Origin of the sequence: Sphingomonas sp. SORGH_AS_0438 (assembly GCF_031453475.1) — a bacterium.
Taxonomy (GTDB): Bacteria; Pseudomonadota; Alphaproteobacteria; order Sphingomonadales; family Sphingomonadaceae; genus Sphingomonas.
The window spans coordinates 1417343-1442198 of record NZ_JAVIZS010000001.1 but is presented as its reverse complement, the minus strand read 5'-3'; the positions used below and the strand labels follow the sequence as shown (position 1 = coordinate 1442198).

Genomic DNA, 24856 nt, shown 5'->3' with positions numbered 1-24856 from the left:
CTGGCAGATCATGATCGAGCGTCGCTGCGCGCGGCCGGAACCGATAGAGCAGAGGAGGGCGGCGTGAACCTCGCAGTCCTGGAGAGGCTGCCGGATTGGCCGGCCCGCATGCCTGCTGACGTCGCATGTGCCTACATGGGCATATCGAAGACCACCTTCCTGACGCGCTTCGGCGCGCACGGCGTCAAGGAAGGCAGCAACATGCTATGGGCGCGCGCCCAGCTCGACGCCCTCATTGCCAAGCAGTTCTCGATCCAGCAGCTTCGCGCGGGCGCGCTGAAGGATCGGGACGACACATGGGACGACTTGCGTTGAAGAACGTCACCGAGCGGAAGGGCCTGCTCTATTTCCGTCGCAAGGTCGGAGGCAAGGACACCTACATCCGCCTGCCGGCTGTAGATCACCCCGACTTCGCCGCGGAGTATGCCCGCCTGTCTGCACCCGAGCCGGTGCGCCAAGGCCCGAAGACCGACACGCTCGGGTGGTTGGTGCAGGATTACCGCGCCAGTGCGGAATGGAAGGCCAAGAGCCCAAAGACGCGCGAGAACCAGGGGCGCTACTTGCAGATGATCGCCGAGGAGGACGGGCATCGCTCGATCGCCGGTGTGCGCCCAGTCGCCGTCTACAAGCTGCGAGATCGCCTGCTTGAAACGCCCGGCAAGGCCAACGTCTGGCTCAGCGTCTTCGGATCGCTGATGCGCCATGCGATTCGGATCGGTGCACGTGACGACAACCCGACATCCGAGGTGCCGATCCTCAAGATTGGCGAGCATGAGCCATGGCCGGCCGACATGCTACGGGTGTGCCTGGAGGAGGCTACCCCGATGACCCGCCTCGCGATCGTGACCGGGCTCTGCTCGGGGCAGCGGATCGGCGACTGCGACCGGATGCAATACGGCTGGGTGAAGGACGGCATCATGGAGTTTACTCAGCAGAAGATCAGGCGAGGGGGCACCACCAAGGACGTTGCCGTGCCAATGCACCCGTTCTGGCTGGAGGAGCTGGCCAAGCTGCCGCGCCGGTCGATCACTCTGCTTTACGAACGGTCCGGCGCACCGTTCAAGACTACCGCTGCGATACAGGAGCGACTGCGCGCCCTGATGGCGCAGCCCGCCGTTCGCGAGGTGCATGCCGACCTAGTCGCGCGCGAGATGATCGCCGAAGACGCAACCTTCACATTTCACGGCCTGCGCAAAAACGCCTGCTGCTACCTGCTGGAGCGCGGTCTGAACGACAGTGAGGTGGGTGAAATACTCGGCATGTCGCCGGAGATGGTACGCCACTACGGGAAGCGCGCGAGGGCGCTGATGATCGCTCGCGGTGCAACCGACCGTGTAATTAAAGGTGAGATAGCGACGTTCTATAAAGCGCGGCACGCCACGGAGAGATGAAATGCATGCTTTGTTGGCTTTTGCGTCGCCGATCCTAAGCGAAGCGCTGATTATTTATCCACTTATTCGCTATTTATGTCCACACAATTGAGCCTAAACTTGCTTTGTCATTTTTGACTTAGTGGCAGCTGAAAGGTTGTAAAAAGATCGCGGCACCCTTCATTCTCAATCCAGACGTTCGGATTGCGATGATCCATGAAGCTGACTAGTGTCCTTCTTAATGTCTCATGGCTTAGTAACGATATACCCTTAGCAGTCGTGAAGGCGCTTTTAGCGTTTTTAGAACCATGCGGTGTAAGTAATCGCACATTTTGCTCGTTGAAGCCAAATCCCAAGAAAACGATTGTCGATGCTTGAGCTACAGCGACTTTAATAGAGCGATCTGTGTCGCTTTCTACAGCTTCAGTGAAAGTGTGAACTTCTTGTGAAAGTTCCCAATAATCTATTGGGCCCTGTGCGCCGAAACGAACACCCTTTCTTCTACCGTTGAGTGCTTGCCACGGAAGAGGGCCAAGGGATCCATACGGATGGATGAATTGGACTTGTGACAGCACCAGTGCAGCCCGATCACCATCTATATTAAAATAGTCTTGCAACGCTAAATACAGATATTGTTCTACACATCTATCGTAATTGAATATGATAAACCGCAAGTCTTCAAACGCTGATTCCGGATTTGCGACGTGAGCCCCTGACATGACGAGCTGTGCAAACGGCTCGTGCCAACTTGACGCAAAACTTGTATTGTCAATGGAGGGCGATACACGCACTCTCCTTCCCGAAATTCTATCGGCTGCAGTTTCCTGTTCGAAAAACGCAGAAAATCTTTCTGCTCTAAGAATCAGGAACGAAATAGCTAATTTACCGAGCCTTTCAACGTATTCGTCTCCTTCGTGGGTGTGAAGATAATTATCGATTGATAACGCTCTTGGTAACCCGCGCTTGATTTGAACGGCGGCATCGCGCCACGACTGTCTGGTTTCACTTGGAAACTGACTTCTAGCTATGTCATCCTCGATGACCTGGTTGAAGCGATCGTCAATAAATAAATCCGCTGCGGATGGATCAAAGGCGAGAAGCTCAATGATCTGCTGTTTTAATTCACTGCCAAGCGGAAGACCGATTTCTTTGGAGGCGCCTGCGCCTACAACGAAGGTGGTGCTGTCTTTAAACATTCGCTTTCCATAACGGTATCAAAATAGATCGCCAAGTCTGCGGTTTAAAGGACGGCGGTATCAAGACGCGGCGCTTCTTCGCAGAAGGTCCAAACGTCATGCGTATGCATCACCCCATCCATGCGATCCATAACTCAGCAGCTAGGGATGACAGGCAAGCACTCGAAGTGGGGCAACTTCACACGCATAGAGGGGGCAAAACCCCTCCCTCGCACGTTTAAAAAATCGCAGATTTCTGCGAGTGGTGACCCCTACGGGAATCGAACCCGTGTTTCAGCCGTGAAAGGGCCGCGTCCTAACCGCTAGACGAAGGGGCCGTGAAGGCGTGAGCGGGTCGTTAGAGGAGAGTTTTGAGTTCGTCAATCGGCATATGCGGCATCATCGAGATGAAGTTCGGCGGCAGGCTTCGCTCCCCAATCGTCGAGACGCGCACGGCCGGCGAGCCAGAGGCGGCGGTGCTTGGGCATGCCAAGCAGCGCCTGGCCCAACAAGGTATCAGCCGCGCGGAAGGCCATGGCCTTCAGGCTGCGACCATCCTCGCCGGCTGCGATGGCGCGGATATGGCCGTTGCCGACCACATCGACGCGGATCAGGCGGAACGGACCCGCGACGATGCGGGGCGAGGGCCAGCCCGCCTCCATAAGGTCCACCGGCGTCCAGCGATTCGATCAGGGCGGGGGTGACACCACCGGGCGCAACCACGGCGTCGATCAGCAGCGCGCGATCCTCGCGGGCCCGCTCGACCGCGACCTTGAGCCGTTCGTCGAGAAAGGCGGCCAGCTCCGGCAGGCGCGCGGCCGTGATCGTCAGGCCGGCCGCCATGGCGTGGCCACCGCCCGCCACCAGCAGGCCGTGCTCCCGCGCCGCCATGATCGCCGCGCCCAAGTCGACGCCGGTGATCGAGCGGCCCGACCCCTTGCCGGTGCCATGCTCGTCCACCGCCACCACGACGACCGGACGGCCAAGCCGCTCCTTGAGCCGTCCGGCGACGATGCCGATCACGCCGGGATGCCAGCCTTGGCCCCAGACGGTCACGACATGTGCGCGTTCGTCGATCAGCAGATCGGCCTCCGCCTGCACGGCGGCTTCGATCGCGCGGCGCTCTTCGTTGAAATGGTTGAGCTGTTCCGACAGCTGTCGCGCCTCTTCGGGGTCTTCGGTGGTGAGCAGGCGCACGCCGAGGTCCGATCGGCCGACCCGGCCGCCGGCATTGATGCGGGGGCCGAGCGCGAAACCGAGATCGGTGGCGGTCGGCGCGCGCGTCAGGCGCGACGCCTCGATCAGGGCGGAAAGACCGATATTGGCGCGTCGTGCCAGGACCTTCAGCCCTTGCGCGACAAAGGCACGGTTGAGCCCGCGAAGCTGGGCGACATCCGCCACGGTGCCGAGCGCGACCAGATCGAGCAGGTCGATCAGTCTGGGCTCCGCGCGATCAGCGAAATAGCCCCGGCAGCGCAGTTCCCGGACCAGCGCCGCGCCAAGCAGGAAGCACATGCCCACGGCCGCAAGGTGCCCGTGCGCGGCCGCATCCGCCGCCTCGTCCAGGCGGTTGGGATTGACCAGCGCATGGGCGACGGGCAGCGCCGCCGCGCATTTGTGGTGATCGACGACGACGATCTCGATCCCGGCGGACTGCGCATCCTCCAGGGCCTCGAAGGCTTGGGCGCCGCAATCGACGGTGAGGATCAACGATGCGCCCTCCGCCGCCAGTCGACGCAGGGCGGGTCCGCTGGGGCCATAGCCCTCGGTCAGGCGATCCGGGATATAGGCGCGGGCGTCGTGACCCAGTGACCGGAGCAGACGAACGAGCAGAGCGGTCGAGGTGGCGCCGTCGACGTCATAGTCGCCAAAGATGGCGATCGGCTCGCGCGCGCCGACCGCATCCGCCAGTCGTGCGGCGGCGCGGTCCATGTCGCGAAAGATGGAGGGGTCGGGCATGAAGCCCCGGATCGAGGGGGCGACATGCGCCTCGACCGCGTCGGGCGGGCAGCCACGCGAGAGCAGGAGCTGGCGAAGCAGCGCCTCGCCGCCCAATCCGCCGTCGCGATCGTCGGCGGACAAAGCGCGCCAGCGCCAGGGCTGACCGCCGATCGACTGGCTGATGCCGAGAACAGTGCCGGGAGACAGCGTCACGCGAGCGAAAGACCGGTTGGGGACATGCCTCGCATCCGTAGCGACGCGGGCGGGCACGGCAAGGGAAAGGGCGACGGGCGATGCCGGCCGACGCGGTCAGCGCAGCCAGGCATTCTCCCGAAACCACTTGGTCACGATATATTTGGTGCCCTCGACGACGGGCATGCCTTCATGGATGGTCGCCTCATTGGGGGCGCCGTCGAGCTTCATATTGTTCCAGGCGAGCAGCAGGCCGCGCTTCGGCGCGACGCGGACGCCGGCGGTCGGGAACCAAGTCGCGCCACCGTCCTCGACATCATTGAGGTAGATCATCGCGGTCCAGGTACGCTGGCCACCCTCCGCGACCATGCGCGGCCAATAGCTTTCGGTGTCGTGGAAATAATCGTGATGCGCGCGGAAATGCTGACCGGGGGCGTAGCGTTGGCCCTGCATCGTCTCGCCATGGACGGGATCGATGCCGAGCAGCGCGGCGATCGCCTCGTCGGTCGGGCGCACGTCGGGTGACCAGCGGTCCATGTCGCAGCTTTCCGAGGTGCGGAACCCCTGGTCGTTGCGGTCCGACAGCAAGGTCGAGGGGCGGCGGCGACTGTCGATCATCGCCACCAGCGAGGCGCAGGTCGCGGCATCGAGGAAATCCGGCACGCGGTAGATTTGCGCATCGTCGATCGGCAGGCGCTCGGCCGCCGGGTTCGCATCGAGCCGTGCGGCGACGCTGTGGCCGGTCAGGGCGCGGGCTGGGGACGTGGCGGGGGGCCTGGTCGCAGGCCGCGATTTGGAAAAGAGCGCCATGACGGGCTTTTCGCGCCGCCCGGCGCGGAAGGCAAGAGGAAGCAAAAAGGGGCAAAGCCGTTGCCGACCCGCGCGGCCGGCCGCGGGTCGGGTGGCAATCACCAGAACAGGTCGTGGACCGCGTCGACGATCAGGCCGGTGCGCAAATCGACCAGCAGCGCATCGTCATAATAGCGCACCCAGCGATAAGGGCCGTACGCCTCCGGCAGGCGATAGGCCCAGGGGTCGGCGATCCAATAGCCCTGGCTCCAGAGCGGCGGCGCTAGGCTGAACCCCAGGCCGAAGCGCCGATAGCCCTGCGTCCAGCCCGACGGGCCGTAATAGCGCGGCAGGTGGAAGGACTGGCGATTGTCGCGGCGGAACGTGTCGAAGTCGAAGCGCCGGTCGTTCCGCCATCCGCGATCCCAGGCGCGGGGCCGATAGCTCTCGCGACCGCTGTTCCAAGTGGCGGCGCTGCCCCGGTCATCACTCCAACCGCCATTCCAGTTGCCGCCCCAGCCGCGATCATAGGCGCGGTTGCGGTTCCAGTCGTCGCGCGCCTGACGCTGACGATCCCATTGCCGATCCCGCTCCCGGCGATCGCGTTCGAAGCTGCGGCGCTGTTCGTCGCGCCGCCATGCGTCGGCCGAGCGATCGGCATCACGATCGGCCTGGGTACGGTCGCGTCCGGGGCCCCGATCATTCCAGCCGGGCATGGGGGCGGGGCTGGGTTCGGGGCGCCAGCCCGCGTCGGGGGGCGGCGCGCGATCCGGTCCCCGTTCCGGGCCACGCCGCCAGGCGTCGGCCCGACGATCCGCGTCGCGGTCGGCGTCGGTGCGATCCGGCCGGGGCGCGGGCTGCACCGGGGCGGGGCGGGGCTGATCGTCGCGCTGCGGCCGCTGCCACCCCTCGGGCGGTCGGTCGGGGCGGGGACCGAAGCGCTCGGCATCGGGCATCCGGCGTTGGGCGACGGGCGGGCCGCGTTCGCCGGCCGGGCCGTCGTCGCGCCGCTCGACCTGTTGCGCCAGCGCCGAGGCGGGAAAAAAGGCGACCGCCGCCAGCAGCGATCCGATCAGCGTCCTCATCCGTCCATTCCTTGTCCGTCGGCGCACGAGCCGACCCTGATGATGGACAGGATGTGCCCGACGCGGGACGAACGGAAGCTGAATTGCGTCGTCAGCGATCCGACAGCTTTGCCGGGGCGATCAGGGCCGGCACCGCGCCGGCCGCCTCGGCCGGGTCGATGCCGGGACGCGCACCGGCGGGGATCACATCCTCCCCCCGCTGGAGGCGACCGGCGCGGTGCACCGCCTCGACGATGCGGGGATAGATGCCGCAGCGACACAGATTGGTGAGCGAGGCGCGGATCACCGCTTCGCTGGGGTCGGGGTCGCGCCGCAGCAGCGCCGCCGCCGCCATGACGAAGCCCGGGATACAGAAGCCGCATTGTCCGACCTGTTCGGCCAGAAAGGCGAGCTGCACCGGATGCTCCCGTTCCTGCGACAGTCCCTCGATGGTGGTAACGCTCGTTCCCTCGACCTGCGCGATGCTGGTCCGACAGCTTCTGACCGCACGGCCATCGACATCGACCGTGCACGCCCCGCACTGACCGGTGCCGCAGCCATATTTGGTGCCGGTCAGGTTGGACGCGTCGCGCAACGCCCAGAGCAACGGGGTCTGCGGGTCGAGGCGGTACTCGACCGGCTGGTTGTTGACGGTGAAGCGGGTCATGCGGACGAATTTGGCGCGTCAGCGTTCCAGCAGGCGCGGCATCAGCTCGACGAAGTTGCACGGGCGATGGCGGCTGTCGAGCTGTTCGCGCAAGATGCCGTCCCAGCCGTCGCGTACCGCCCCGGTCGAACCGGGCAGCGCGAAGACATAGGTACCGCGCGCGACGCAGGCGCAGGCGCGCGACTGGACGGTCGAGGTGCCGATCTTGGCATAGGACAGATAGCGGAACAGCTCGCCGAAGCCGGGGATCATCTTGTCGGCGATCCGCTCGATCGCCTCGGGCGTGACGTCACGGCCGGTGACGCCGGTGCCGCCGGTGGTCAGGATCACGTCGATGGTCGCATCGTCGATCCACTGGTTCAGCCGGGCGACGATCGCATCCTGATCGTCCCGCTCGATCGCCCGCTGCGCCAGGACATGGCCGGCGGCGGTCAGCCGCTCGACCAGCGCGTCGCCCGAGCGATCCTCCGCCAGCCCGCGCGTGTCGGAGACGGTGAGCACGGCGATTCGAACGGGCTGAAAGGGACGGCTGAGATCGATCGCCATCAGCGGACGCCGCCCGGCTCGGCGGCGGAGAAGGAGATGCTGGCCTTGGGACGCTGCATCGCCATCGCGGCGGCGGCGGCGCGCAGCGCATCGGTGTCGCTGGGGGCGGAGGAGGGCGCGGTCGCGCTGGCCGGCGCGGCGGCCGCCATCACGACGGGCGCCGGCGCGGTGGGAACCGGGCGTACCGGGCGGCCGACAGCGGCATAGCCGATGTTGCGCGACGGCATCCGGACCGCCGTCGCGCCGGACAGACCGGGGAAACGTGGCCACATGCCCTGCGCCAGCGCGTTGCGGCTGGCCGATCTGGGCTTGCCGTTCTGCGCCTCGTACATCCAATAGTTGCGCAGGACCGTGGTGACGTAGCCGCGCGTCTCCCAATAGGGGATGCTCTCGATATAGAGGAGCGGGTCGCCATTGTCGTGGACCAGGCTGTTCCACTCGCCGACCGGCTTGGGGCCCGCATTATAGGCGGCGATCACCTTGGGCAGCAGGCCGCCGGTGATCCCCATCATGTCGCGCAGCCGCTCCAGATGGCGTTGGCCGATATCCATGTTGGTGGAGGGGCGCGACAGTGCGTTCTTGTCGATCGGCAGGCCCCGCTCGCGCGCGAAATCGACGGCGGCGGCGGGCATGATCTGCATGAGGCCGTACGCGCCGGCCGGGCTGGTCACCTTGGAGCGGAAGCGGCTCTCCTCCAGCGCATGGGCATAGACCAGCGATTTGTCGACGCGCCAGCCGCTGTCGGGGGTCCAGTTGGGTGTCGGGTAGCGCGCCTCAGGCAGGGTGGTGACGCCCTGCGGGCAGTTATGCGCCAGCCACAGGGTGGTGGCGGGCAGGTCGAGCGTTTCGGCCAGCCGAACCAAGCTGGCGAACTCGGCCGGGTTGCCGATCCGCGCCTGCTGGCGGATCACATCATCGGCCAGCTCCGTCTCGCCCAGCTCGACCAGCGCGGCGGCGACGCGGATATTGGGGCGGCGTTCCAGCGCAGACCATTCGGTGGCGACCAGGCCATGCCCCGGCTTGACCTGGTCGCGCAGGCCGAGGGCCTGGCGGGCGAGCTGGCCGTAGAAGCTCTCGCGGAACTGCGCCGCACTGGTCAGGCGCGCCTGCACCTTGTCCGGACGGGCGCAGACGATGTCGGCGCGGGCGGCCCAATAGAGACCGGCGGCGCGCAGATCGACATCGTTGGCGCGGGCGGCGACATTCTCGAAACCCGACTCGGCGGCATGGCAGTCATTCTGCCGCCACGCGGCGAGCGCGCCCATCCAGCGACCCTGCACCGCCCAGTCGCCATAGCCATTGGCGGCCAGCGCGCCCAGTTCGCGCGCCTTTTCGTCATTGCCCTGGAGATAGTACATCCAGGCGACGCGCGCCTGCCATTCGGTCTGCGCCTCGCTCGACAGGCCGGAGGTGGCGATCAGCAAAGCCTCCGCGCTCGCGCCGTCATCGCTCTTGATGAAGGGCTGCATCCGCGCGAGCAGATCGGCCGCGACCTGATCGCTGGCGGTCGGCTTGGTGCGGACCCGGCGGGGGGCGCCGTCCTGCCAGATCAGGCGCTGCTGCACCGGAAGCGGGGGCAGGTCGGATGCGCCACGCGCCTGCGCCAGCCGGCGGAGCTGTTCCGCCTCGGGCAGTTCGGGCGCTTCGTTGAGCAGGGCGACCAGTGGCGCGAGTTCGACGCGGGGCGAACCCTTGGCGGTATAGAGTTCGGCGCGGGCGATGGCGTGGAGGGGGCCGGGCGCCATCGAGTCGAGCGCGATCTGCGCGTCGGTCCAGCGGCCCTCGCGGATCGCGGCGAAGACCAGCCGGTATCCGCTGCGCTGCGCGGCATCGAGCTGGTCGGGGATATGATCGAGGCGGGTGCCGGTGGCCGGCGCGGGATTAGGCGCGGGCGCGGCAAGCGCGGCGGCCGGGCAGGCCAGCGAACAGCCGGCGAGCAGCGCCGCGATCGTCAGGTTGAGCCTCATTCCCCCGCGTCTCCCATCAACAATCTCAGGTCGCGCCAGCTTTCCGCCTTCATCGCGGGCCGCTCGATCAGCAGCCGGGGATGCAGGCTGGCGACGACTTGGGTGATACCGTCTTTATGCTGAAATTGATGTGGCCGTCCGCGCGCCACGCCGCGCTCCATCCCCAGGATCGCACGACTCGTCGCGTCGCCGAGCAGCAGCAGCCTTTCGGGTGCAACCAATTGAACATGATGGCGCGCGACCTCGCCCAGTCGGGCCTCCACTTCGCGAGGCATCCGGCCGGCGATCGGCCGCCGGGCACAGACCGCCGCGACATGCACGGCGTCGCGGGACAGGCCGATCGCGGCGAGCATCCGGTCGAACAAGCGACCCTGGATACCGGCAAGCAGGGCACCGGCATCGCCATCCTCCCGGTCCGGGCAGTCCAGCAGCACCATCAGCGCCGCGTCGGTCGGGCCGCTGGCGGCGACCGCCGCGCCGCTCCATCCGGCATCGGGCGCGTCCGGCCCCGCCCGCCATGCGGCGAAGGCCTCCAGCGTCGCCGGCAGGGCCGGGACGGGCGGGGGCGCTTCGGCGGCGGCGGGACGGGGCGGCGGCGGGGCGGCGAACCAGTCACGCGGGACATCCTCGACCAGCAGGTCGACGCCCGCGTCGGCCCACCAGTCCAGTGCGCTGGCGACCAGCGCCGCGTCGAAAGTCTGATATGCCCCCATCACGCATTCCCTTGCGCAAAGGTTGACGTTTTCGTCAATCTATCGGATCGGCAGACAGGACAGGACGTTGCCGCTGTACGCCTGTCGGCGAGGCCGCCGGCGCGGACAGGCGGAACGTTACGGCAACCGCCGCTGGCGGACCGGATCGGGAGTGGATGGAATGAGCGAACGCGAGTCGATGCCCTATGACGTCGTGATCGTCGGTGCCGGGCCTGCGGGCCTGTCGGCCGCGATCCGGCTGAAGCAGCTCGCCAATGAGGCTGGCAGCGAGCTGTCGGTCTGTGTGCTGGAAAAGGGCTCGGAAGTGGGCGCGCACATCCTGTCGGGCGCGGTGATCGATCCGCGCGCGATGGACGAATTGATCCCGGACTGGCGCGACACCGACTGCCCGCTGGCGGAGACGCCGGTGACTCAGAACCACCACTGGGTGCTGACGCCGAAGAAGAAGTTCAACCTGCCGCATCTGTGGACGCCGCCCTTCCTGCACAACAAGGGCACCTATACCTGCTCGCTCGGCAATCTGTGCCGCTGGCTGGCGGGGCGCGCCGAGGAACTGGGCGTCGAGATCTTCCCCGGCTTCGCCGCCGCCGAGATCCTGTTCGACGAGCAGGGCCGGGTGAAGGGCGTCGCGACTGGCGACATGGGCGTCGCCCGCGACGGCACCCACAAGCCCGACTATCAGCCGGGGCTGGAGCTCCATGCCAAATACACCTTCTTCGCGGAGGGCGTGCGCGGTCATCTGACCAAGGAGGTGATCCGCACCTTCGACCTGGCGCGCGACAGCCAGCCCCAGGTCTATGGCCTGGGCATCAAGGAATTATGGGACATCGCGCCCGACAAGCACGAGCCGGGCAAGGTGGTCCATACGCAGGGCTGGCCCTTGACCGAGGTGCCGGGCGGCGGCGCGAATGGCGGCGGCTGGATCTACCACCAGGCGAACGGGCAGGTGTCGATCGGTTTCGTCACCTGGCTCAGCTATACCAATCCGCACCAGTCGCCCTTCCAGGAAATGCAGAAGTGGAAGACGCATCCGGCGGTCGCCGATCTGCTGAAGGGCGGCAAGCGTGTGTCCTACGGCGCACGGGCGATCAATGACGGCGGGTTGCAGGCGATCCCGAAGCTGGTCTTCCCCGGCGGCGCGCTGATCGGCTGTTCGGCCGGCTTCCTCAACGTGCCCCGGATCAAGGGTACGCATGGTGCGCAGAAATCATCGATGATGGCCGCCGAGGCCGCCTTCGCCGCGATCCAGGCCGGGCGCGAGGGGGACGAACTGACCGCCTATCCCGAGGCGTTCGAGGCGAGCTGGCTGAAGAAGGAGCTGTCGATCGTCCGCAACGTGGTGCCGCTGGTCAAGAAGTTCGGCGACCTGCTGGGTTCGGGCCTGTCCGGCGTGACCATGTGGGCAGAGCATTTCGGGCTGAAGATGCCCTTCACCCTCAAGCATCACCCCGACCATGAGAGCTTGTGGCGGCAGGATCAGGTCAAGCCGCCGGTCTATCCCAAGCCCGATGGCGTGCTGACCTTTGACCGGCTGTCGTCGGTGTTCCTGTCGAACACCAATCACGAGGAGGACCAGCCGGTCCACCTGACGTTGCGTGATCCCAATGTGCCGGTCGAATACGACCTGCCCCTGTATGACGAGCCGGCGCAGCGTTACTGTCCGGCGGGCGTGTACGAGATCGTCGGGCAGGACGAAGGCGATCCGAAATTCGTGATCAACGCGCAGAATTGCGTCCACTGCAAGACGTGCGATATCAAGGACCCGACCCAGAACATCAACTGGGTGGTTCCGGAAGGCGGCGGTGGTCCGAATTATCCCAATATGTAAGGCGCTTGGTCTGGCTGGTTCGGCGCTGGCGCTCTGGTCTGTCCCGGCATCGGCGGCGATCGCCGACAGCCAGCCGCTCGCGACGTATCTGGCCGCGCGCGCCGCCGATGCCGAGGGGCAGGGCGATGCGGCGCTGGCCACCTATGCCCGCGTGCTGGACGATGCACCGACCGACCGGGCGGTCGCGGCCCGGGCCTATCGCGCGGCGGTGGCGGGTGGCGATGCGGCGCTGGTCCGCCGTACGATCGCCATCCTGGGCAAGGAGGCGCCCCCCGATGCGGCGCTGTTCCCGCTCGCCGACGCGGCGCGGGCGAATGATCCGGCCGCCTTCGCCAAGGCGCTGACCGGGCTGGACAGCGGCATCCTCCGCGTCATCGCGCCGGCCCTGCAGGGCTGGCTGGCCGAGACGCGTGGGCAGGACGGCGTGGCACTGCTCGACAAGGTGCCGGCCCGATCGCTGGCGGCGCGTTTCGCAGCGGAGAACCGGGCGCTGTTGCTGGTCGCGCGCGGCAAGGTCGATGCCGGCATCGCCGCGGCGGAGGCGGTGCAGGGGCCGACCGGCCGTTCGCCCGTGATCCGCGCCATCGCCGAGTTGCTGGTGGCCGACCATCCCGACCGGGTGGCGGCGCTGCTGGACGATCCCGCGCTGGTCGCCCAGGCCAAGGCGAGCGCGGCCCGCCCGACCCTTGCCTTCGCGACCTCGCGGCTGCTCGTGCGACTGGCGCGCGAACTGGACGGCGAGCGGGGCAGCGTGATCGGTCTGGCCATGGCGCGCGCGGCGTTGGATTGCGATCCGACCTATGTGCCCGCCCGTCTGGTGCTGGCGACGCAGGTCGCGCGCAGCGACGATCCGGACCGCGCGCTGGCGCTGCTCGATCCGATCCCGCTGGACGGCCCCTTCGGCGAAGCGGCGCTGGCCGAACGCTTCCCGCTGCTGGCCCGCACCGATCGCGATCCCGAAGCGCTGGCGCTGGCCCGGCGACGGGCGGAGGCCGGAACTGCGGATGGCGTCGACCGGGCGCGCTATGCCGGGCTGCTGGTCCAGGCGGACCAGGCCAAGGCGGCTTTGCCCTGGTACAAGCGGATGATGAAGGACCGGCGGTTCGAAGGCAATGCGACCGCCTGGCTCAACTATGCCGCCGGACTGGACGCGGCGGACGACTGGAAGGGCGCACGCAAGGCGCTGACCCGTGCGCTGGCGCTGTCGCCGGACGATCCGCAGATCCTCAACTATCTCGGCTATGGCGAGATCACGCATGGCGGCGACCCCATAGCGGCGATCGCGCTGCTGGAGCGGGCGCACCGTCTGGCGAAGGACGATGCCTCGATCGCGGACTCGCTGGGCTGGGCCTATCACCGCACGGGCGACACGGCGCGGGCGCTGCCGCTGATCGAGGGCGCGGCGTCCGCCGAGCCCGACAATGCCGAGATCGCCGAGCATCTGGGCGATCTCTACTGGACGGCCGGTCGCCGTTACGAGGCGCGCTATGCCTGGGCGGCGGCGTCCGTAACGGCTGAACCGCGCGATCTGGCGCGGCTGGCGCACAAGCAGGCGGAGGGATTGTGACGATCGTCGAGGACGCGCCCGCCAAGATCAACCTGGCGCTGCATGTCCGTCACCGCCGGGCCGATGGGTATCACGCGCTGGAGACGCTGTTCGCCTTTGCCCGGGATGGGGACCGGATCACGGTCACGCCCGCCGAGCAGGACAGTTTCGCGATCGACGGGCCGTTCGCGGCCGGTCTGGCGAGCGAGGGCGACAATCTGGTGACCCGCGCGCGCGACCGTTTCCGCGCGCAGGTCGCGCCCGTGCCGCCGGTCGCCATCACCCTGACCAAGGCGCTGCCGATCGCATCGGGCATTGGCGGCGGCTCGGCGGATGCGGCGGCGACGCTGCGCGCCCTGGCCCGGCTTGTGGATGTGTCGGTCGAGGCGGTCATGCCCGTCGCAATTGCGCTGGGCGCGGACGTGCCGGCCTGCGTATTGGGACGCACTAGCCGGGGTGTCGGCCGGGGCGACGAATTGGTCGAACTGGACGGGTTGACCGACATTCCGCTGCTGCTGGTCAATCCGCTGGTGGCGGTGTCGACGGCTTCGGTGTTCGCAGGGTGGGACGGCGTCGATCGGGGGGCGCTGGCGACGGGCGATCCGATGGCGGCCGCCCTGGACGGGCGCAACGACCTGGAGCCGGCGGCGCGGGCGGTGGCACCGGTGATCGATGCGGTGCTGGCGATGCTGGCGGCGCAACCGGGGGTGCGCCTCGCCCGGATGTCCGGGTCGGGGGCGACCTGCTTCGCGCTGTTCGACGATGGGGCGCAACGCGATGCGGCCGATCGGACCATCGCGGCGGCGCAGCGGGGTTGGTGGCGTCTGGCGTCACGCCTCGCATGATCCGGGTGATGCGCGACGGCGCGCTGGCGACGATCACGCTCGACCGGGGCGGTGCCCGCAACGCCATTCCGCTGACCGGCTGGCAGCAACTCGCGCAAGTGGGACCGCTGGTCGAGGACGCATCGCTGGTCGTCCTGCGATCGGAGGACCGGGTATTTTCGGCCGGTGCGGATCTGGACGAACTCGCCCGGCTGGCGGCGGAGCCGGAACGCCGCGCCCCCTTTCGGGAGGCGATGCGCGCGGGCATTGAGGCGATCGCTGCGCTGCCGATGCCCGTCGTCGCGCTGGTGGAGGGCGGCTGTTTCGGCGCGGCGGTGGCGCTGATCCTCGCCTGCGACTGGCGGATCGCCGGCCCCGATGCCTGTTTCGCGGTGCCGCCCGCCCGGCTCGGCATCGGATATCCGGCGGAGGACGTGGCCCGGCTCGCGGCCCAGGTCGGACGCGGGCAGGTCGCCCGATTGCTGTTCACCGCCCGGACGATCGACTCGGCCGAGGCCTTGCGGATCGGCTTGGTCGAGGCCGTGTCCGAAGCGCCGGACTTGGCGCTGGCCAATGATCCGGCGGCGCTGCGCGGATTGAAGCGGGTGCTGGCCGATCCGACCGATCCCAACCATGCGGCATTGTTCGAGAACAGCTTCGACAACCTGACCTTTTCCCGCTTCGCCGCTGCCCGGATCGGACCGACCGGGTAGCAGAAAAATCGATGTTCCACTCTTGTTCCGGTGGAACGGAAGTCGTACATGGTGGGTGACGCGTTGCCCTAGGGGTGCGCTTGCTTTAGCGATGGGAGCCCGTAATGGCCGCGAACCTGAAAGTGATCGACACCGGCATGGCAACCGCAAACACCGACCGACAAAAGGCGCTCGACGCCGCGCTGGCCCAGATCGACCGTGCCTTCGGCAAGGGCTCGGCGATGAAGCTCGGGCAGAAGGAGACGATGCAGGTCGAGGCGATCTCGACCGGTTCGCTGGGTCTCGACATCGCGCTGGGCGTGGGCGGTCTGCCGCGCGGCCGCGTGATCGAGGTCTATGGCCCGGAATCCTCGGGCAAGACGACGCTGGCGCTGCACGTCATCGCCGAGGCGCAGAAGAACGGCGGCACCGCCGCCTTTGTCGACGCCGAGCACGCGCTCGATCCCGTCTATGCCAAGAAGCTGGGCGTCAATATCGACGAATTGATCGTCTCGCAGCCGGATACCGGCGAGCAGGCACTGGAGATCGTCGACACGCTGGTCCGCTCCAACGCGATCGACGTGTTGGTGGTCGACTCGGTCGCCGCCCTGGTGCCGCGCGCCGAGATCGAGGGCGAGATGGGCGACAGCCATGTCGGCCTGCAGGCGCGGCTGATGTCGCAGTCGCTGCGCAAGCTGACCGGCTCGATCAGCCGTTCGCGCTGCATGGTGATCTTCATCAACCAGCTGCGCATGAAGATCGGCGTGATGTACGGCAATCCGGAGACGACGACGGGCGGCAACGCCCTGAAATTCTACGCCTCGGTCCGCCTCGACATCCGTCGCACCGGCGCGATCAAGGACCGCGAGGAGGTCACCGGCAACACCACCCGCGTCAAGGTGGTGAAGAACAAGGTCGCACCGCCCTTTAAGCAGGTCGAGTTCGACATCATGTATGGCGAGGGTATCTCCAAGATCGGCGAGATCCTCGACTTAGGCGTCAAGGCCGGGCTGGTCGAGAAGTCGGGTTCCTGGTTCTCCTACGACTCGATCCGGATCGGTCAGGGCCGGGAGAATGCGAAGAACTATCTGCGCGACAATCCCGAACTGGCCGACCGTCTCGAAAAGGCCATCCGCCAGCGCACCGAGAAGGTTGCGGAGGAAATGATGGTCGGACCGGACGGCGAGGACGACGCCTGATCCTTCGAACGGCCCGCCGGTGACGGCGGGCCGTTTCGCTTCGGAGCCGGGCTGACGCGAGGGAATGGGATGACCAGCGCAGGCGATTGGACCGGTCGCGTCGGCCATGTCTGGGCGGCGGAATGGCGCCGGACCGATCGAAGCTTCGCCGATCTGGCCCGGCATCTCGACGCCGCCATCGCGCACGTCGCGCCGGACATGGGACAGGCGCTCGATATCGGCTGTGGTGCGGGCACGACCAGCTTGGCCTTGGCCGAGGCTCGGCCAGAGCTGGCCATTACCGGCATCGACCTTTCCGACGAACTGGTGGTGATCGCCCGGCAGCGGCTGGCACACTGGCGGTCGAGCGATCCCGGCGCGGCTCCCCATTTGCGCTTCCTATCGGGCGATGCTGTCGCGCTTGCTCAAGAGGCGGGGCGAGCGGATTTGATCATTTCCCGGCACGGCCTGATGTTCTTTCCCGAACCGGTGACCGCCCTGGCGGCGAGCCGCGCCGGTGCGGGCGAGGGGGCGAGCCTGGTCTTTTCCTGTTTCGATGATCGCGCCCGCAACCGGTTCGCCACGATCGCCGATGACGTGACCGGTTCGACGGTGCCTCTTTCCCGCGACTATGCTCCCGGCCCCTTCGCCTTTTCCGATGCGGATCAGGTGGCCGGCTGGCTGGCGGCGGCGGGCTGGAACGAGGCGACCGTCGCGCAGGTCGCCTTCGACTATGTCGCTGGAGAGGGCGCCGATCCCGTCACCGATGCGGTGTCCTTCCTGTCGCGGATCGGTGCGGTCGCCCGGCCGCTGGCCGAAGCGACGGCCGCCGACCGGCCGATCATGCTGGCCCGGCTCTCCGCGATGCTGTCGGATCATCGCATCGGCGATCGGGTGATATTGCCGGCCTGCGCCTGGATTTGGCGGGCGAGGAACGAGTCAGCATCATCAAACATCGCGCCGGACCGCTTCCGCCCGCCAATGCGTTAGGGGCGTTCGCCGACGCGGACGACCGCGATCATGAGAGGGGATCAGGCATGACGATCATCGTCCATCATCTGGAAAATTCGCGTTCGCAGCGCATCCTCTGGATGCTGGAGGAACTGGGTCTCCCCTATGAGGTCAAGCGCTACGAGCGGAACCCGGAAACGATGCTTGCCCCGCCCGAGCTGCGCCGCGTGCATCCGCTCGGCAAGTCACCGGTGCTGGAGGATGGCGAGACGATCGTCGCGGAGACCGGCGCGATCGTCGAATATCTGGTCGAACTGGCGGATGGCGTGCTCGGGCCCGGCGCCCACCGGTCGGAGGTGCTGCGCTATCGCTTCTGGCTTCATTATGCCGAAGGGTCATTGATGCCGCCGCTGCTGCTGAAGCTGGTGCTCGGCCGGATACCGCTGCTGGGCAAGCGGGCAAGTGCGCGTATCCAGCCGATGATCGACCGGCATCTCGCCTATGTCGAGCAGGAACTGGCTAGCCGCCCCTGGTTCGCGGGCGAACGGATGACCGCCGCCGATATCATGATGAGCTTTCCGCTGGAAGCGGCGCGTCATCGCGCCGGTCTGGATGCCCGCTATCCGGCCACCACGGCCTGGCTGGCCAAGATCCACGCCCGCCCGGCCTATCAGGCCGCACTCGCGCGCGGCGGCCCCTATGCCTATGCCTGACCTTTCCAGGTCCCGTCCCGCCATGCTAGCATTGGTCGGACAAATGACGGGATGGAGAGGTCCTGATGCAGGATGAACATGGTCCAACGCACAGCCGCCGGACCTTTCTGGCCGGGGCCGGTGGCGGTGTCCTCATGGCCGGCACGCCGGTCATGGCGGCCGCCCGGCCCAGGGCCAAGCCTGTGCCGGTCGGCACGCGTCCGACACCCAGCCTGCGTCCCTTCGATCTCAAGGACGTGACGCTCGGCGAAAGCCCGTTCCTCCATGCGCAGCGCAAGACCGAGGCCTATCTCCTCTCGCTCGATCCTGACCGGATGCTTCATAACTTCCGGGTTAATGCCGGGCTGAAGCCACGGGCACCGGTCTATGGCGGTTGGGAATCGGAGCCGATCTGGTCCGACATCCATTGTCAGGGGCACACGCTCGGCCATTATCTGTCCGCCTGCGCGCTCGCCTATCGGTCGACTGGCGACGCGCGCTATCGCAGCCGGATCGCGCACATCGCCGTGGAACTGGCGGAATGCCAGGCGTCATCGCGGTCCGGCCTGGTCTGCGCCTTCCCCAAGGGGGCCGCCGTAGTCACCGCGCATCTGCGAGGCGAGCCGATCACGGGGGTGCCCTGGTACACGCTGCACAAGCTTTACGCGGGGTTGCGGGACGCGGCACTGCTGGCGGACGACGCGACGGCGCGGACGGTGCTGCTCCGTTTCGCCGATTGGGCGGTCGCGGCGACCGCGCCGCTCAGCGACGCCCAGTTCGAGACCATGCTGGAGACCGAACATGGCGGCATGAGCGAGATCTTCGCCGACATGTACGACATGACGGGCAAGGCGGAGTATCGCGATCTCGCCGGCCGGTTCGCGCAAAAGGCGGTGCTGACGCCGCTGGCCCGGCAGCGCGACCTGCTCGACGGACAACATGCCAATACGCAACTGCCCAAGATCATCGGCTTGCAGCGAATGTGGGAGGAGACGGGGCAGCAGGAGTATCGCACCGCCGCGCAATTCTTCTGGAAGACGGTGGCGACGACCCGCTCCTTCGCCACGGGAGGGCATGGCGATAACGAGCATTTCTTCGCGCCCGCGACCTTCGCCGACCATGTCTTCTCCGCCAAGGGATCGGAAACCTGCTGCCAGCACAATATGCTGCGGCTCACCCGCGCCCTGTTCCTGCACGATCCCCGCGCCGACTATGCCGATTATTACGAGCGCACGCTCTATAACGGCATCCTGGCCTCGCAGGACCCGGACAGCGGCATGGCGACCTATTTCCAGGGCGCACGGCCCGGTTATATGAAGCTGTACCACACGCCGGAGGACAGCTTCTGGTGCTGCACGGGCACCGGCATGGAGAACCATGTCAAATATCGCGACTCGATCTATTTCCACGATGACGACGCGATCTATGTGAACCTGTTCATGCCGTCCTCGGTCCGCTGGGACGCGAAGCAGGCGACGCTGACGCAGACCACCGCCTTCCCCGATGCGAGCGCGACGCGGTTCCGCTGGACCTTGCAGCGACCGACCGCGATGACGCTGAAGCTGCGCCATCCCGGCTGGAGCCGCGATGCGGTGGTGCTGGTCAATGGCGAGGAAATCCTGCGTTCCGACCGGCCCGGACGCTATCTCGACCTCGCCCGGACCTGGCGCGATGGCGACCAAATCGAGCTGCGACTGGCGATGACGGTGGCGGCACAGCGCTCGCCCGCCGCGCCCGACATCGTTGCCTTCACCTATGGACCGCTGGTGCTGGCAGGGGCGCTGGGGAAGGACGGACTGGCACCGGGCGCCGACATCATCGTCAACGAGCGGAAATATGGCGAGTACAACGCCTCGCCCTTCACCCCGCCGACCCTGGCCGGAGACGCGGAAACGATCGCCCGCACGATCCGCGCGACCCCGCGCGCCCTCGAGTTCGAGACGGCCGCCGCCGACGGCAAGCCGATCCGGATGATCCCCTATTTCCGCATCGCGCACGAACGCTATGCGACCTATTGGAAGCTCGACATGGCCTGAAGGGGGCAGGGGAATGCGGACGATCGGCCTAATCGGCGGCATGAGCTGGGAAAGCTCGGCCGAATATTACCGGATCATCAATCGGCGGGCGCGGGACCGGCTGGGCGCCCCGGCCTCCGCCAAGTGCATCCTCTGGTCGTTCGACTTCGCCGAAATCGCGGCGTTGCAGGCGGCCGGCGACTGGCCGGCCTTGACCGACCGCATGGTCGCCGCCGCCACGGCGCTCGAGCGCGCTGGGGCGGAGATATTGGTGATCGCCTACAATACCATGCACCGCATGGCGGATCAGGTCGCGGAGGCCGTGTCCGCCGAGCTGATCCATATCGTCGACCTCACGGCCGAGCGGATCAAGGCGGCCGGTATCCAACGCGTGGGCCTGCTCGGCACCGCCTTCACCATGGAGAAGGACTTCTATCGGGGGCGGCTGGCGGACCGGCATGGCCTGAAGGTACTCGTGCCGGACGCCGAGGACCGCGCGACCGTGCACCGGATCATCTATGACGAACTGGTCGCGGGCGTGGTCGATCCCCGGTCCCGCGCGGCATTATCGTGCCGTCATCGCCCGGCTGGCGGACCGGGGCGCGCAGGCCGTGATCCTGGGCTGCACCGAGATCATGCTACTGATCGGCGCGGAGGACAGCCCCGTGCCGCTGTTCGACACGACCCGCCTCCATGCCGAGGCGGCACTGGACCGCGCTCTGGCCTGATCGGCGTCAGGCGCGCCAGCGTATCCAGGCGCCATAGGGGTCGCACTCGGCCAGCTGCCATGTCCGGCCGTCCGGCCAGTGGGTCATGGTCAGATGGACAGCGTCGCGCACCGGCGTCCACTCCAGGCCGATCACGGCCAGGGGATGCCGGTCATCGGCGTGTGCCCCCGCCGACTGTAACGCCGCGACCACGTCTTGGCGTTCGTCCGCCGCCAGATATTGCATGACCATCGAGTGGAGCACGACCCGGAGGCATCCATCCGCTTGCGCCGTGGCAAGCCGATCCGGGAGCCAGGCACCGGCGCTACCCTGATCCAGTCGGGGGCGGATGACGCCGGGCGATGGCGAGCGCGCGGGTCAGTCGATCCATCCGCTGGACCTGATCGACGAACAGATGGTCGAGCAGGCGCTCGCAGGCGGCGGCATCCTCGATCCGGATCGGCGCCAGATCGACGCCGCGCGCGGACCGGACATCTAGCGTGGTCGCCGGCGGGGGAGGGCCAAACCAGGTCGGGGCGATCGTCAGCTCCGAACAGGGATCGCCAGCAATGGTCCCGCCCAGATTGTGGCGGTAGCGGCCGAGATTGAGGTTCAGCCCCGCGCTCGCACCGATTTCCAGCAGCTCGACCGGCATCGCGAACATCTGGCCAAGATGCAGCAGCGCGGCGGCGAAGGCGGCGGAACGAGCGACCTCGTTGGTCTGGGTCGGGTGCTTCAGGCGCTCGGCGATGACCAGGTCGCCCATCGCCAGGGCAGTGCGTACCGCATGATCGACATCGACCGTTTCCCCACGAAACAGGGCGGCGAGCGGCGCGATGCTGCCTTGCCGGGCCAGGGCATGAAGCGCGCTGTGGAAGCGCATCGCGACAGCCGCGCTTGCCCGGTCGCCCGGCCACTCCGCCATCATCGTCGCTGTATATGGGGCGACCTCCAGATGCCGCGCACCGGCAAGCAGCAGCGCCGCGACGAAGGGCGAGCCGAAACCATGGGCGACCCGTGCCTGATCCTCCAGATAGGCGCGAGCCGCCGCCAGGCCGGCATCGGATGGGTGTGGAACAGCCATGGCGGACGGTTGACGAGGAACGATGATGCGTCCTTCCGACGTCAGAAGCTGAGCCAGGCGTCGGCGTCCGCCAGTTGGGCGGACGATCGGGCGGGTGTGACGGGTTCGGCGGCCGCATGGCGTGCGGCGACCGGGGTGCGGCTGGTGGAGGCCGGGCGGCCCGTATCGAAGCGCGAAGCCTTGACCGTCAGTTCACCCACCTCACCCGTCAACTGCCGGGCGGTGGCGGAGGTCTGCTCGACCATGGCGGCATTCTGCTGGATGGTGCGGTCCATCGCTGTGATCGCAGCGGCGATCTGTCCGATCGCGGTCGACTGCGCCTCGTTATCGGCCGCGATATGTTCGGCGAGGGTACTCGCCTGTTCATTGGCGTCGCTGATCGCTCCCAGGGCGCGATCGACGCTGCCGACGGCATTCACCGCCATGCCGATGTCGCTCTGCGTCGTGGTCAGCTGGTTGCGGGCGTTCTTCGCCTCTTCCTCGGCGCGCATCGCAAGCGCCGATACCAGATCGGCGACGACTGCGAAGCCGCGGCCGGCATCGCCCGCGCGACCGGCTTCCACGGCGGCGTTCATGGCGAGCACCCGCGTCTGGAACGCGATCTTGTCCAGCCCCTCGATGACCGTGTCGATCCCCTTGGCGCTGGCCGAGACGCGTTCCATGGCCTGCACCGCCTGGGTGGCGCAGCCGCGGCCATCACGCACCGCGAGCAGGGCCGCGCCCGATCCGGCTGCCGAGCGTCGGGCGGCCTCGGTCGTCTGCTTCAGACGTGCCTCGACCTGGCTGACCGCGCTCGATGTCCGCTCCAGGCTGGCGGCGGCGCTTTCGGTGCGCCGTGCCAAATCCTCGGAGGCCTGGGCGATCTCGTTGGAACTGCCGTTGATCGCCAGCGCGCCGTCGGACACCGCACCGATCAGGGCACGAAGTTGCGACAGCGTCTCGTTGAAATCCTCCTTCAGCTTGGCGTAGCGCGGCGGCATGGCGGTGGTGATCGCGCTGGTCAGATCGCCCCCGGACACGCGCGACAAATGCGCGCTCAGCGTGTCGACCACCCGCTTCTGCTCGGCATCGTGGCGCGCCTGCTCGGCCTCGGCGACCTGCTTCGCCACGGCGGCGTCGCGGAAGACCAGCACGGCCCGGGCCATGTCGCCCAGTTCGTCGGAACGCGCCGCCCCCTGGATCTCGACATCGTGCCGGCCGATCGCCAGCTCCGCCATGGTGCCGGTCAGGCGGGTGATCGGACGGGCGATGGTGCGGCTGAGCAGCACCGCCAGCAGGATCGCGATCGCAATCAACGCGATGCCACCGATCACCAGCGTCTTCATCCCCGTATGGATGGTGGCGGCCTGGCGTTCCGCTTCCCGCACCAGCAGTTTGGACTCATAGTCGCGAACGGCGCGCAGCGGCAGCACCGCCTTGCTGGTCATCACCTTCTGGCCGGCATCGCGGACCATCTGCTGGGCCTGTTGCTGGCCACCGCGCTCGACTAGCGCGATCAGCCGATCGCCCCAGTCCCGCCGCCAGGCCAGCGTTTCCCGCTGTGAGGTGTCGATGTTGCGGAGCATCTCCGGGTCCGACAGCATCGGCCGCACGGCTGCATAGGTGCTGTCATATTCCGCCCGCGCCTCCCGGTAGGATTTGAGGTAGGTGGGATCGGCGGTCACCATGAAGCCGCGAAACTGGCTGTTCTGCCGCAGGATGGACGTCTCTAGCGTTTGCAGCTTGCTGAGCACCGTCTGGCTGGTGTTGCTGCTGTCGGTCGCCCGTCGGATCGCGTCGAAGCTGCTGTAGAATACCAGCATCATCGCGGCGGCCGAGGCGCAGAGCACCAGGAAGGAGACGGCCAGCTTGCGCGGGATGGTCATCGCACGGAACATCGATACCTACCTATCGGAGGGGAGGGGGCGCGGACGGAGCCGGTTAGAAGGCGAGACGGGCCGTGGCCGACACGGGCCGGCCATTCCATATGCGGGGCCGGACGATGCCGGTCGCCGGGATCGAGGGATCGTCGATCGCTCCGACCGCCAGCGTGTCGAACAGGTTGTTGGCGCTCGCCATCAGCTTGAGTGTCCCGGTCACGCCGTCACCGACAGAGCCGTCCAGGAGATCGGGCGGCCCTGTGCACAGATCGTGTCGGCAGCCGTCGGGCCTTGCGGTTCCGCCGACGTGAGGGTGTCGGGTCCAGCCTCCACTCGCTCCATCATCGCCACCGCGCCGGCATGGGCCGCTGTGGGAACGGCGCTACAGACGATCGTGATCGCGAGCAGATGATAACGATACCGCAAACTGGATGCCCCCGAACGATCTTATCTTCCACGGCCTATTCTAGGACGCTGCCCGGGCGGACCTTGGGCTTGGGCACAATATTTTGCGGTTCGGACGCTCGGCCCGTCTGAAACTTGGTCGCAGGCGAACACGTTCAGGCTGGCAAATGACGATGGAGGCAGGTGTGATCGCAGCGTTCAAGATGGGACTGGTCGGCGGGCAACGGGCGATGACGCCGCTCGCCGCCGTGGCGATCGGGATCGCGCGCGGCGAATTGCCTGCGCGGGACGGATTGTCGAAGCTGCTCGGTCAGCCGCTGGTGGCGGCGGGAACATTGGCGCTGGCGGTGGGCGAGATGGCCGGCGACAAGCAGAAGACCGCCCCGGACCGGATCGTGCCGATCGGCCTTGTCGCCCGGTTCCTGACCTCGGCGGTCGCGGGCGCGATGCTGGTGCCGAAACGGGAGCGCTGGTGGGGCGCGGCCCTGGCCGGGACCACGGCGGTGGTCGCGGCTTATCCCGGCTGGCGCCTGCGCATGGCGGCGCTCCACCGGCATGGGCAGACGCCGACCGGCTTTGCCGAGGATATCGCGGTTCTCACCTCCGCCGCGCGCATCGTGCGAGGCCGCGCGGCGGAGGCGTGATCGGGGG

At 67.3% G+C, this 24856-nt stretch carries 22 protein-coding genes, 1 tRNA gene and 2 pseudogenes; 12 read left to right on the top strand and 13 right to left on the bottom strand.

What is annotated here, in order from left to right; all coding sequences use genetic code 11:
• Positions 1-63: 63 nt before the first annotated feature.
• Together QE452_RS06760 and QE452_RS06755 are read left to right on the top strand one after the other, a co-directional pair.
• Positions 64-315 (top strand): hypothetical protein, encoded by a 252-nt coding sequence (locus tag QE452_RS06760; protein WP_309658987.1) that lies wholly within the window; start codon positions 64-66, stop codon positions 313-315.
• Positions 312-1391 (top strand): tyrosine-type recombinase/integrase, encoded by a 1080-nt coding sequence (locus tag QE452_RS06755; RefSeq protein ID WP_309658988.1) that lies wholly within the window; start codon positions 312-314, stop codon positions 1389-1391. The genes QE452_RS06760 and QE452_RS06755 overlap by 4 nt, the downstream gene beginning before the upstream one ends.
• Before the next feature lie 107 nt (positions 1392-1498).
• Here QE452_RS06755 and QE452_RS06750 read toward each other — a convergent pair whose 3' ends face one another.
• From QE452_RS06750 to QE452_RS06710, 9 genes and pseudogenes are all read right to left on the bottom strand, one after another.
• Complete coding sequence (locus QE452_RS06750; RefSeq protein ID WP_309658989.1) at positions 1499-2566, bottom strand: hypothetical protein; 1068 nt, start codon at positions 2564-2566, stop codon at positions 1499-1501.
• A gap of 242 nt (positions 2567-2808) precedes the next feature.
• Positions 2809-2883 (bottom strand) — tRNA-Glu (locus QE452_RS06745).
• 42 nt (positions 2884-2925) lie between these two features.
• Positions 2926-4693, bottom strand: a pseudogene (gene recJ / locus QE452_RS06740) (single-stranded-DNA-specific exonuclease RecJ).
• A gap of 102 nt (positions 4694-4795) precedes the next feature.
• Positions 4796-5488, bottom strand: a complete 693-nt coding sequence (locus QE452_RS06735; RefSeq protein WP_309658990.1) for a 2OG-Fe(II) oxygenase — start codon at positions 5486-5488, stop codon at positions 4796-4798.
• Positions 5489-5586: 98 nt separating this feature from the next.
• On the bottom strand, positions 5587-6552 hold the full coding sequence (locus QE452_RS06730; RefSeq protein ID WP_309658991.1) for an RcnB family protein: 966 nt from the start codon (positions 6550-6552) through the stop codon (positions 5587-5589).
• A gap of 91 nt (positions 6553-6643) precedes the next feature.
• The gene (locus QE452_RS06725) at positions 6644-7198 is read right to left on the bottom strand and encodes a 2Fe-2S iron-sulfur cluster-binding protein (RefSeq protein WP_309658992.1); all 555 of its coding nucleotides are present in this window, start codon (positions 7196-7198) and stop codon (positions 6644-6646) included.
• Positions 7199-7216: 18 nt separating this feature from the next.
• Positions 7217-7744: a molybdenum cofactor biosynthesis protein B gene (gene moaB / locus QE452_RS06720; protein WP_309658993.1), complete on the bottom strand. Its 528-nt coding sequence runs from the start codon at positions 7742-7744 to the stop codon at positions 7217-7219.
• Positions 7744-9711 (bottom strand): lytic transglycosylase domain-containing protein, encoded by a 1968-nt coding sequence (locus tag QE452_RS06715; RefSeq protein WP_309658994.1) that lies wholly within the window; start codon positions 9709-9711, stop codon positions 7744-7746. Before QE452_RS06715 ends, moaB begins: the two co-directional genes overlap by 1 nt.
• Entirely contained in the window at positions 9708-10424 is a 717-nt protein-coding gene (locus QE452_RS06710; RefSeq protein ID WP_309658995.1) for a uracil-DNA glycosylase, read from the bottom strand. Before QE452_RS06710 ends, QE452_RS06715 begins: the two co-directional genes overlap by 4 nt.
• Positions 10425-10584: 160 nt before the next feature.
• Here QE452_RS06710 and QE452_RS06705 point away from each other — a divergent pair, with 160 nt between their 5' ends.
• The 9 genes and pseudogenes from QE452_RS06705 to QE452_RS19050 all read left to right on the top strand — a co-directional run bounded on the left by QE452_RS06705 (position 10585) and on the right by QE452_RS19050 (position 20878).
• Positions 10585-12252 carry an electron transfer flavoprotein-ubiquinone oxidoreductase gene (locus QE452_RS06705; protein ID WP_309658996.1) on the top strand — a complete coding sequence of 556 codons (1668 nt, stop codon included), beginning with the start codon at positions 10585-10587 and terminating at the stop codon, positions 12250-12252.
• Entirely contained in the window at positions 12227-13819 is a 1593-nt protein-coding gene (locus QE452_RS06700) for a tetratricopeptide repeat protein (protein WP_309658997.1), read from the top strand. The genes QE452_RS06705 and QE452_RS06700 overlap by 26 nt, the downstream gene beginning before the upstream one ends.
• Positions 13813-14643 carry a 4-(cytidine 5'-diphospho)-2-C-methyl-D-erythritol kinase gene (locus tag QE452_RS06695; protein ID WP_309659095.1) on the top strand — a complete coding sequence of 277 codons (831 nt, stop codon included), beginning with the start codon at positions 13813-13815 and terminating at the stop codon, positions 14641-14643. Before QE452_RS06700 ends, QE452_RS06695 begins: the two co-directional genes overlap by 7 nt.
• On the top strand, positions 14640-15335 hold the full coding sequence (locus QE452_RS06690) for an enoyl-CoA hydratase/isomerase family protein (protein ID WP_309658998.1): 696 nt from the start codon (positions 14640-14642) through the stop codon (positions 15333-15335). Before QE452_RS06695 ends, QE452_RS06690 begins: the two co-directional genes overlap by 4 nt.
• 104 nt (positions 15336-15439) lie before the next feature.
• Positions 15440-16513 carry a recombinase RecA gene (gene recA / locus QE452_RS06685; RefSeq protein ID WP_125996543.1) on the top strand — a complete coding sequence of 358 codons (1074 nt, stop codon included), beginning with the start codon at positions 15440-15442 and terminating at the stop codon, positions 16511-16513.
• Positions 16514-16582: 69 nt separating this feature from the next.
• Positions 16583-17482 (top strand): class I SAM-dependent methyltransferase, encoded by a 900-nt coding sequence (locus QE452_RS06680; RefSeq protein WP_309658999.1) that lies wholly within the window; start codon positions 16583-16585, stop codon positions 17480-17482.
• Between the two features lie 47 nt (positions 17483-17529).
• Positions 17530-18156 (top strand): glutathione S-transferase, encoded by a 627-nt coding sequence (locus QE452_RS06675; RefSeq protein ID WP_309659000.1) that lies wholly within the window; start codon positions 17530-17532, stop codon positions 18154-18156.
• Between the two features lie 65 nt (positions 18157-18221).
• Complete coding sequence (locus QE452_RS06670) at positions 18222-20171, top strand: beta-L-arabinofuranosidase domain-containing protein (RefSeq protein WP_309659001.1); 1950 nt, start codon at positions 18222-18224, stop codon at positions 20169-20171.
• Positions 20172-20184: 13 nt separating this feature from the next.
• Positions 20185-20878: pseudogene (locus tag QE452_RS19050) on the top strand (aspartate/glutamate racemase family protein).
• A 6-nt stretch (positions 20879-20884) separates the two neighbouring features.
• Here QE452_RS19050 and QE452_RS06655 read toward each other — a convergent pair.
• Genes QE452_RS06655 through QE452_RS06640 form a run of 4 tightly spaced genes read right to left on the bottom strand, consistent with a single transcriptional unit; the run spans position 20885 to position 24020 of the window.
• A complete protein-coding gene (locus tag QE452_RS06655; RefSeq protein ID WP_309730517.1) occupies positions 20885-21196 on the bottom strand; it encodes a DUF2332 family protein in 312 nt (103 codons plus the stop codon).
• A complete protein-coding gene (locus tag QE452_RS06650) occupies positions 21183-21941 on the bottom strand; it encodes a DUF2332 family protein (RefSeq protein ID WP_309729770.1) in 759 nt (252 codons plus the stop codon). The genes QE452_RS06655 and QE452_RS06650 overlap by 14 nt, the downstream gene beginning before the upstream one ends.
• A gap of 41 nt (positions 21942-21982) precedes the next feature.
• The gene (locus QE452_RS06645) at positions 21983-23818 is read right to left on the bottom strand and encodes a methyl-accepting chemotaxis protein (protein WP_309659004.1); all 1836 of its coding nucleotides are present in this window, start codon (positions 23816-23818) and stop codon (positions 21983-21985) included.
• Positions 23819-23861: 43 nt separating this feature from the next.
• Positions 23862-24020: a hypothetical protein gene (locus tag QE452_RS06640; RefSeq protein WP_309659005.1), complete on the bottom strand. Its 159-nt coding sequence runs from the start codon at positions 24018-24020 to the stop codon at positions 23862-23864.
• A gap of 352 nt (positions 24021-24372) precedes the next feature.
• Here QE452_RS06640 and QE452_RS06635 point away from each other — a divergent pair, with 352 nt between their 5' ends.
• A complete protein-coding gene (locus QE452_RS06635) occupies positions 24373-24849 on the top strand; it encodes a DUF4126 domain-containing protein (protein WP_309659006.1) in 477 nt (158 codons plus the stop codon).
• The last annotated feature ends 7 nt before the right edge of the window (positions 24850-24856 follow it).

Excerpts from the sequence above, each read along its gene's own strand:
- QE452_RS06750 (WP_309658989.1), bottom strand. The coding sequence starts at position 2,566 with ATGTTTAAAGACAGCACCACCTTCGTTGTAGGCGCAGGCGCCTCCAAA.
- QE452_RS06735 (WP_309658990.1), bottom strand. The coding sequence starts at position 5,488 with ATGGCGCTCTTTTCCAAATCGCGGCCTGCGACCAGGCCCCCCGCCACG.
- QE452_RS06730 (WP_309658991.1), bottom strand. The coding sequence starts at position 6,552 with ATGAGGACGCTGATCGGATCGCTGCTGGCGGCGGTCGCCTTTTTTCCC.
- QE452_RS06725 (WP_309658992.1), bottom strand. The coding sequence starts at position 7,198 with ATGACCCGCTTCACCGTCAACAACCAGCCGGTCGAGTACCGCCTCGAC.
- moaB (WP_309658993.1), bottom strand. The coding sequence starts at position 7,744 with ATGGCGATCGATCTCAGCCGTCCCTTTCAGCCCGTTCGAATCGCCGTG.
- QE452_RS06715 (WP_309658994.1), bottom strand. The coding sequence starts at position 9,711 with ATGAGGCTCAACCTGACGATCGCGGCGCTGCTCGCCGGCTGTTCGCTG.
- QE452_RS06710 (WP_309658995.1), bottom strand. The coding sequence starts at position 10,424 with ATGGGGGCATATCAGACTTTCGACGCGGCGCTGGTCGCCAGCGCACTG.
- QE452_RS06705 (WP_309658996.1), top strand. The coding sequence starts at position 10,585 with ATGAGCGAACGCGAGTCGATGCCCTATGACGTCGTGATCGTCGGTGCC.
- QE452_RS06690 (WP_309658998.1), top strand. The coding sequence starts at position 14,640 with ATGATCCGGGTGATGCGCGACGGCGCGCTGGCGACGATCACGCTCGAC.
- recA (WP_125996543.1), top strand. The coding sequence starts at position 15,440 with ATGGCCGCGAACCTGAAAGTGATCGACACCGGCATGGCAACCGCAAAC.
- QE452_RS06680 (WP_309658999.1), top strand. The coding sequence starts at position 16,583 with ATGACCAGCGCAGGCGATTGGACCGGTCGCGTCGGCCATGTCTGGGCG.
- QE452_RS06675 (WP_309659000.1), top strand. The coding sequence starts at position 17,530 with ATGACGATCATCGTCCATCATCTGGAAAATTCGCGTTCGCAGCGCATC.
- QE452_RS06670 (WP_309659001.1), top strand. The coding sequence starts at position 18,222 with ATGCAGGATGAACATGGTCCAACGCACAGCCGCCGGACCTTTCTGGCC.
- QE452_RS06650 (WP_309729770.1), bottom strand. The coding sequence starts at position 21,941 with ATGGCTGTTCCACACCCATCCGATGCCGGCCTGGCGGCGGCTCGCGCC.
- QE452_RS06645 (WP_309659004.1), bottom strand. The coding sequence starts at position 23,818 with ATGTTCCGTGCGATGACCATCCCGCGCAAGCTGGCCGTCTCCTTCCTG.
- QE452_RS06635 (WP_309659006.1), top strand. The coding sequence starts at position 24,373 with ATGACGATGGAGGCAGGTGTGATCGCAGCGTTCAAGATGGGACTGGTC.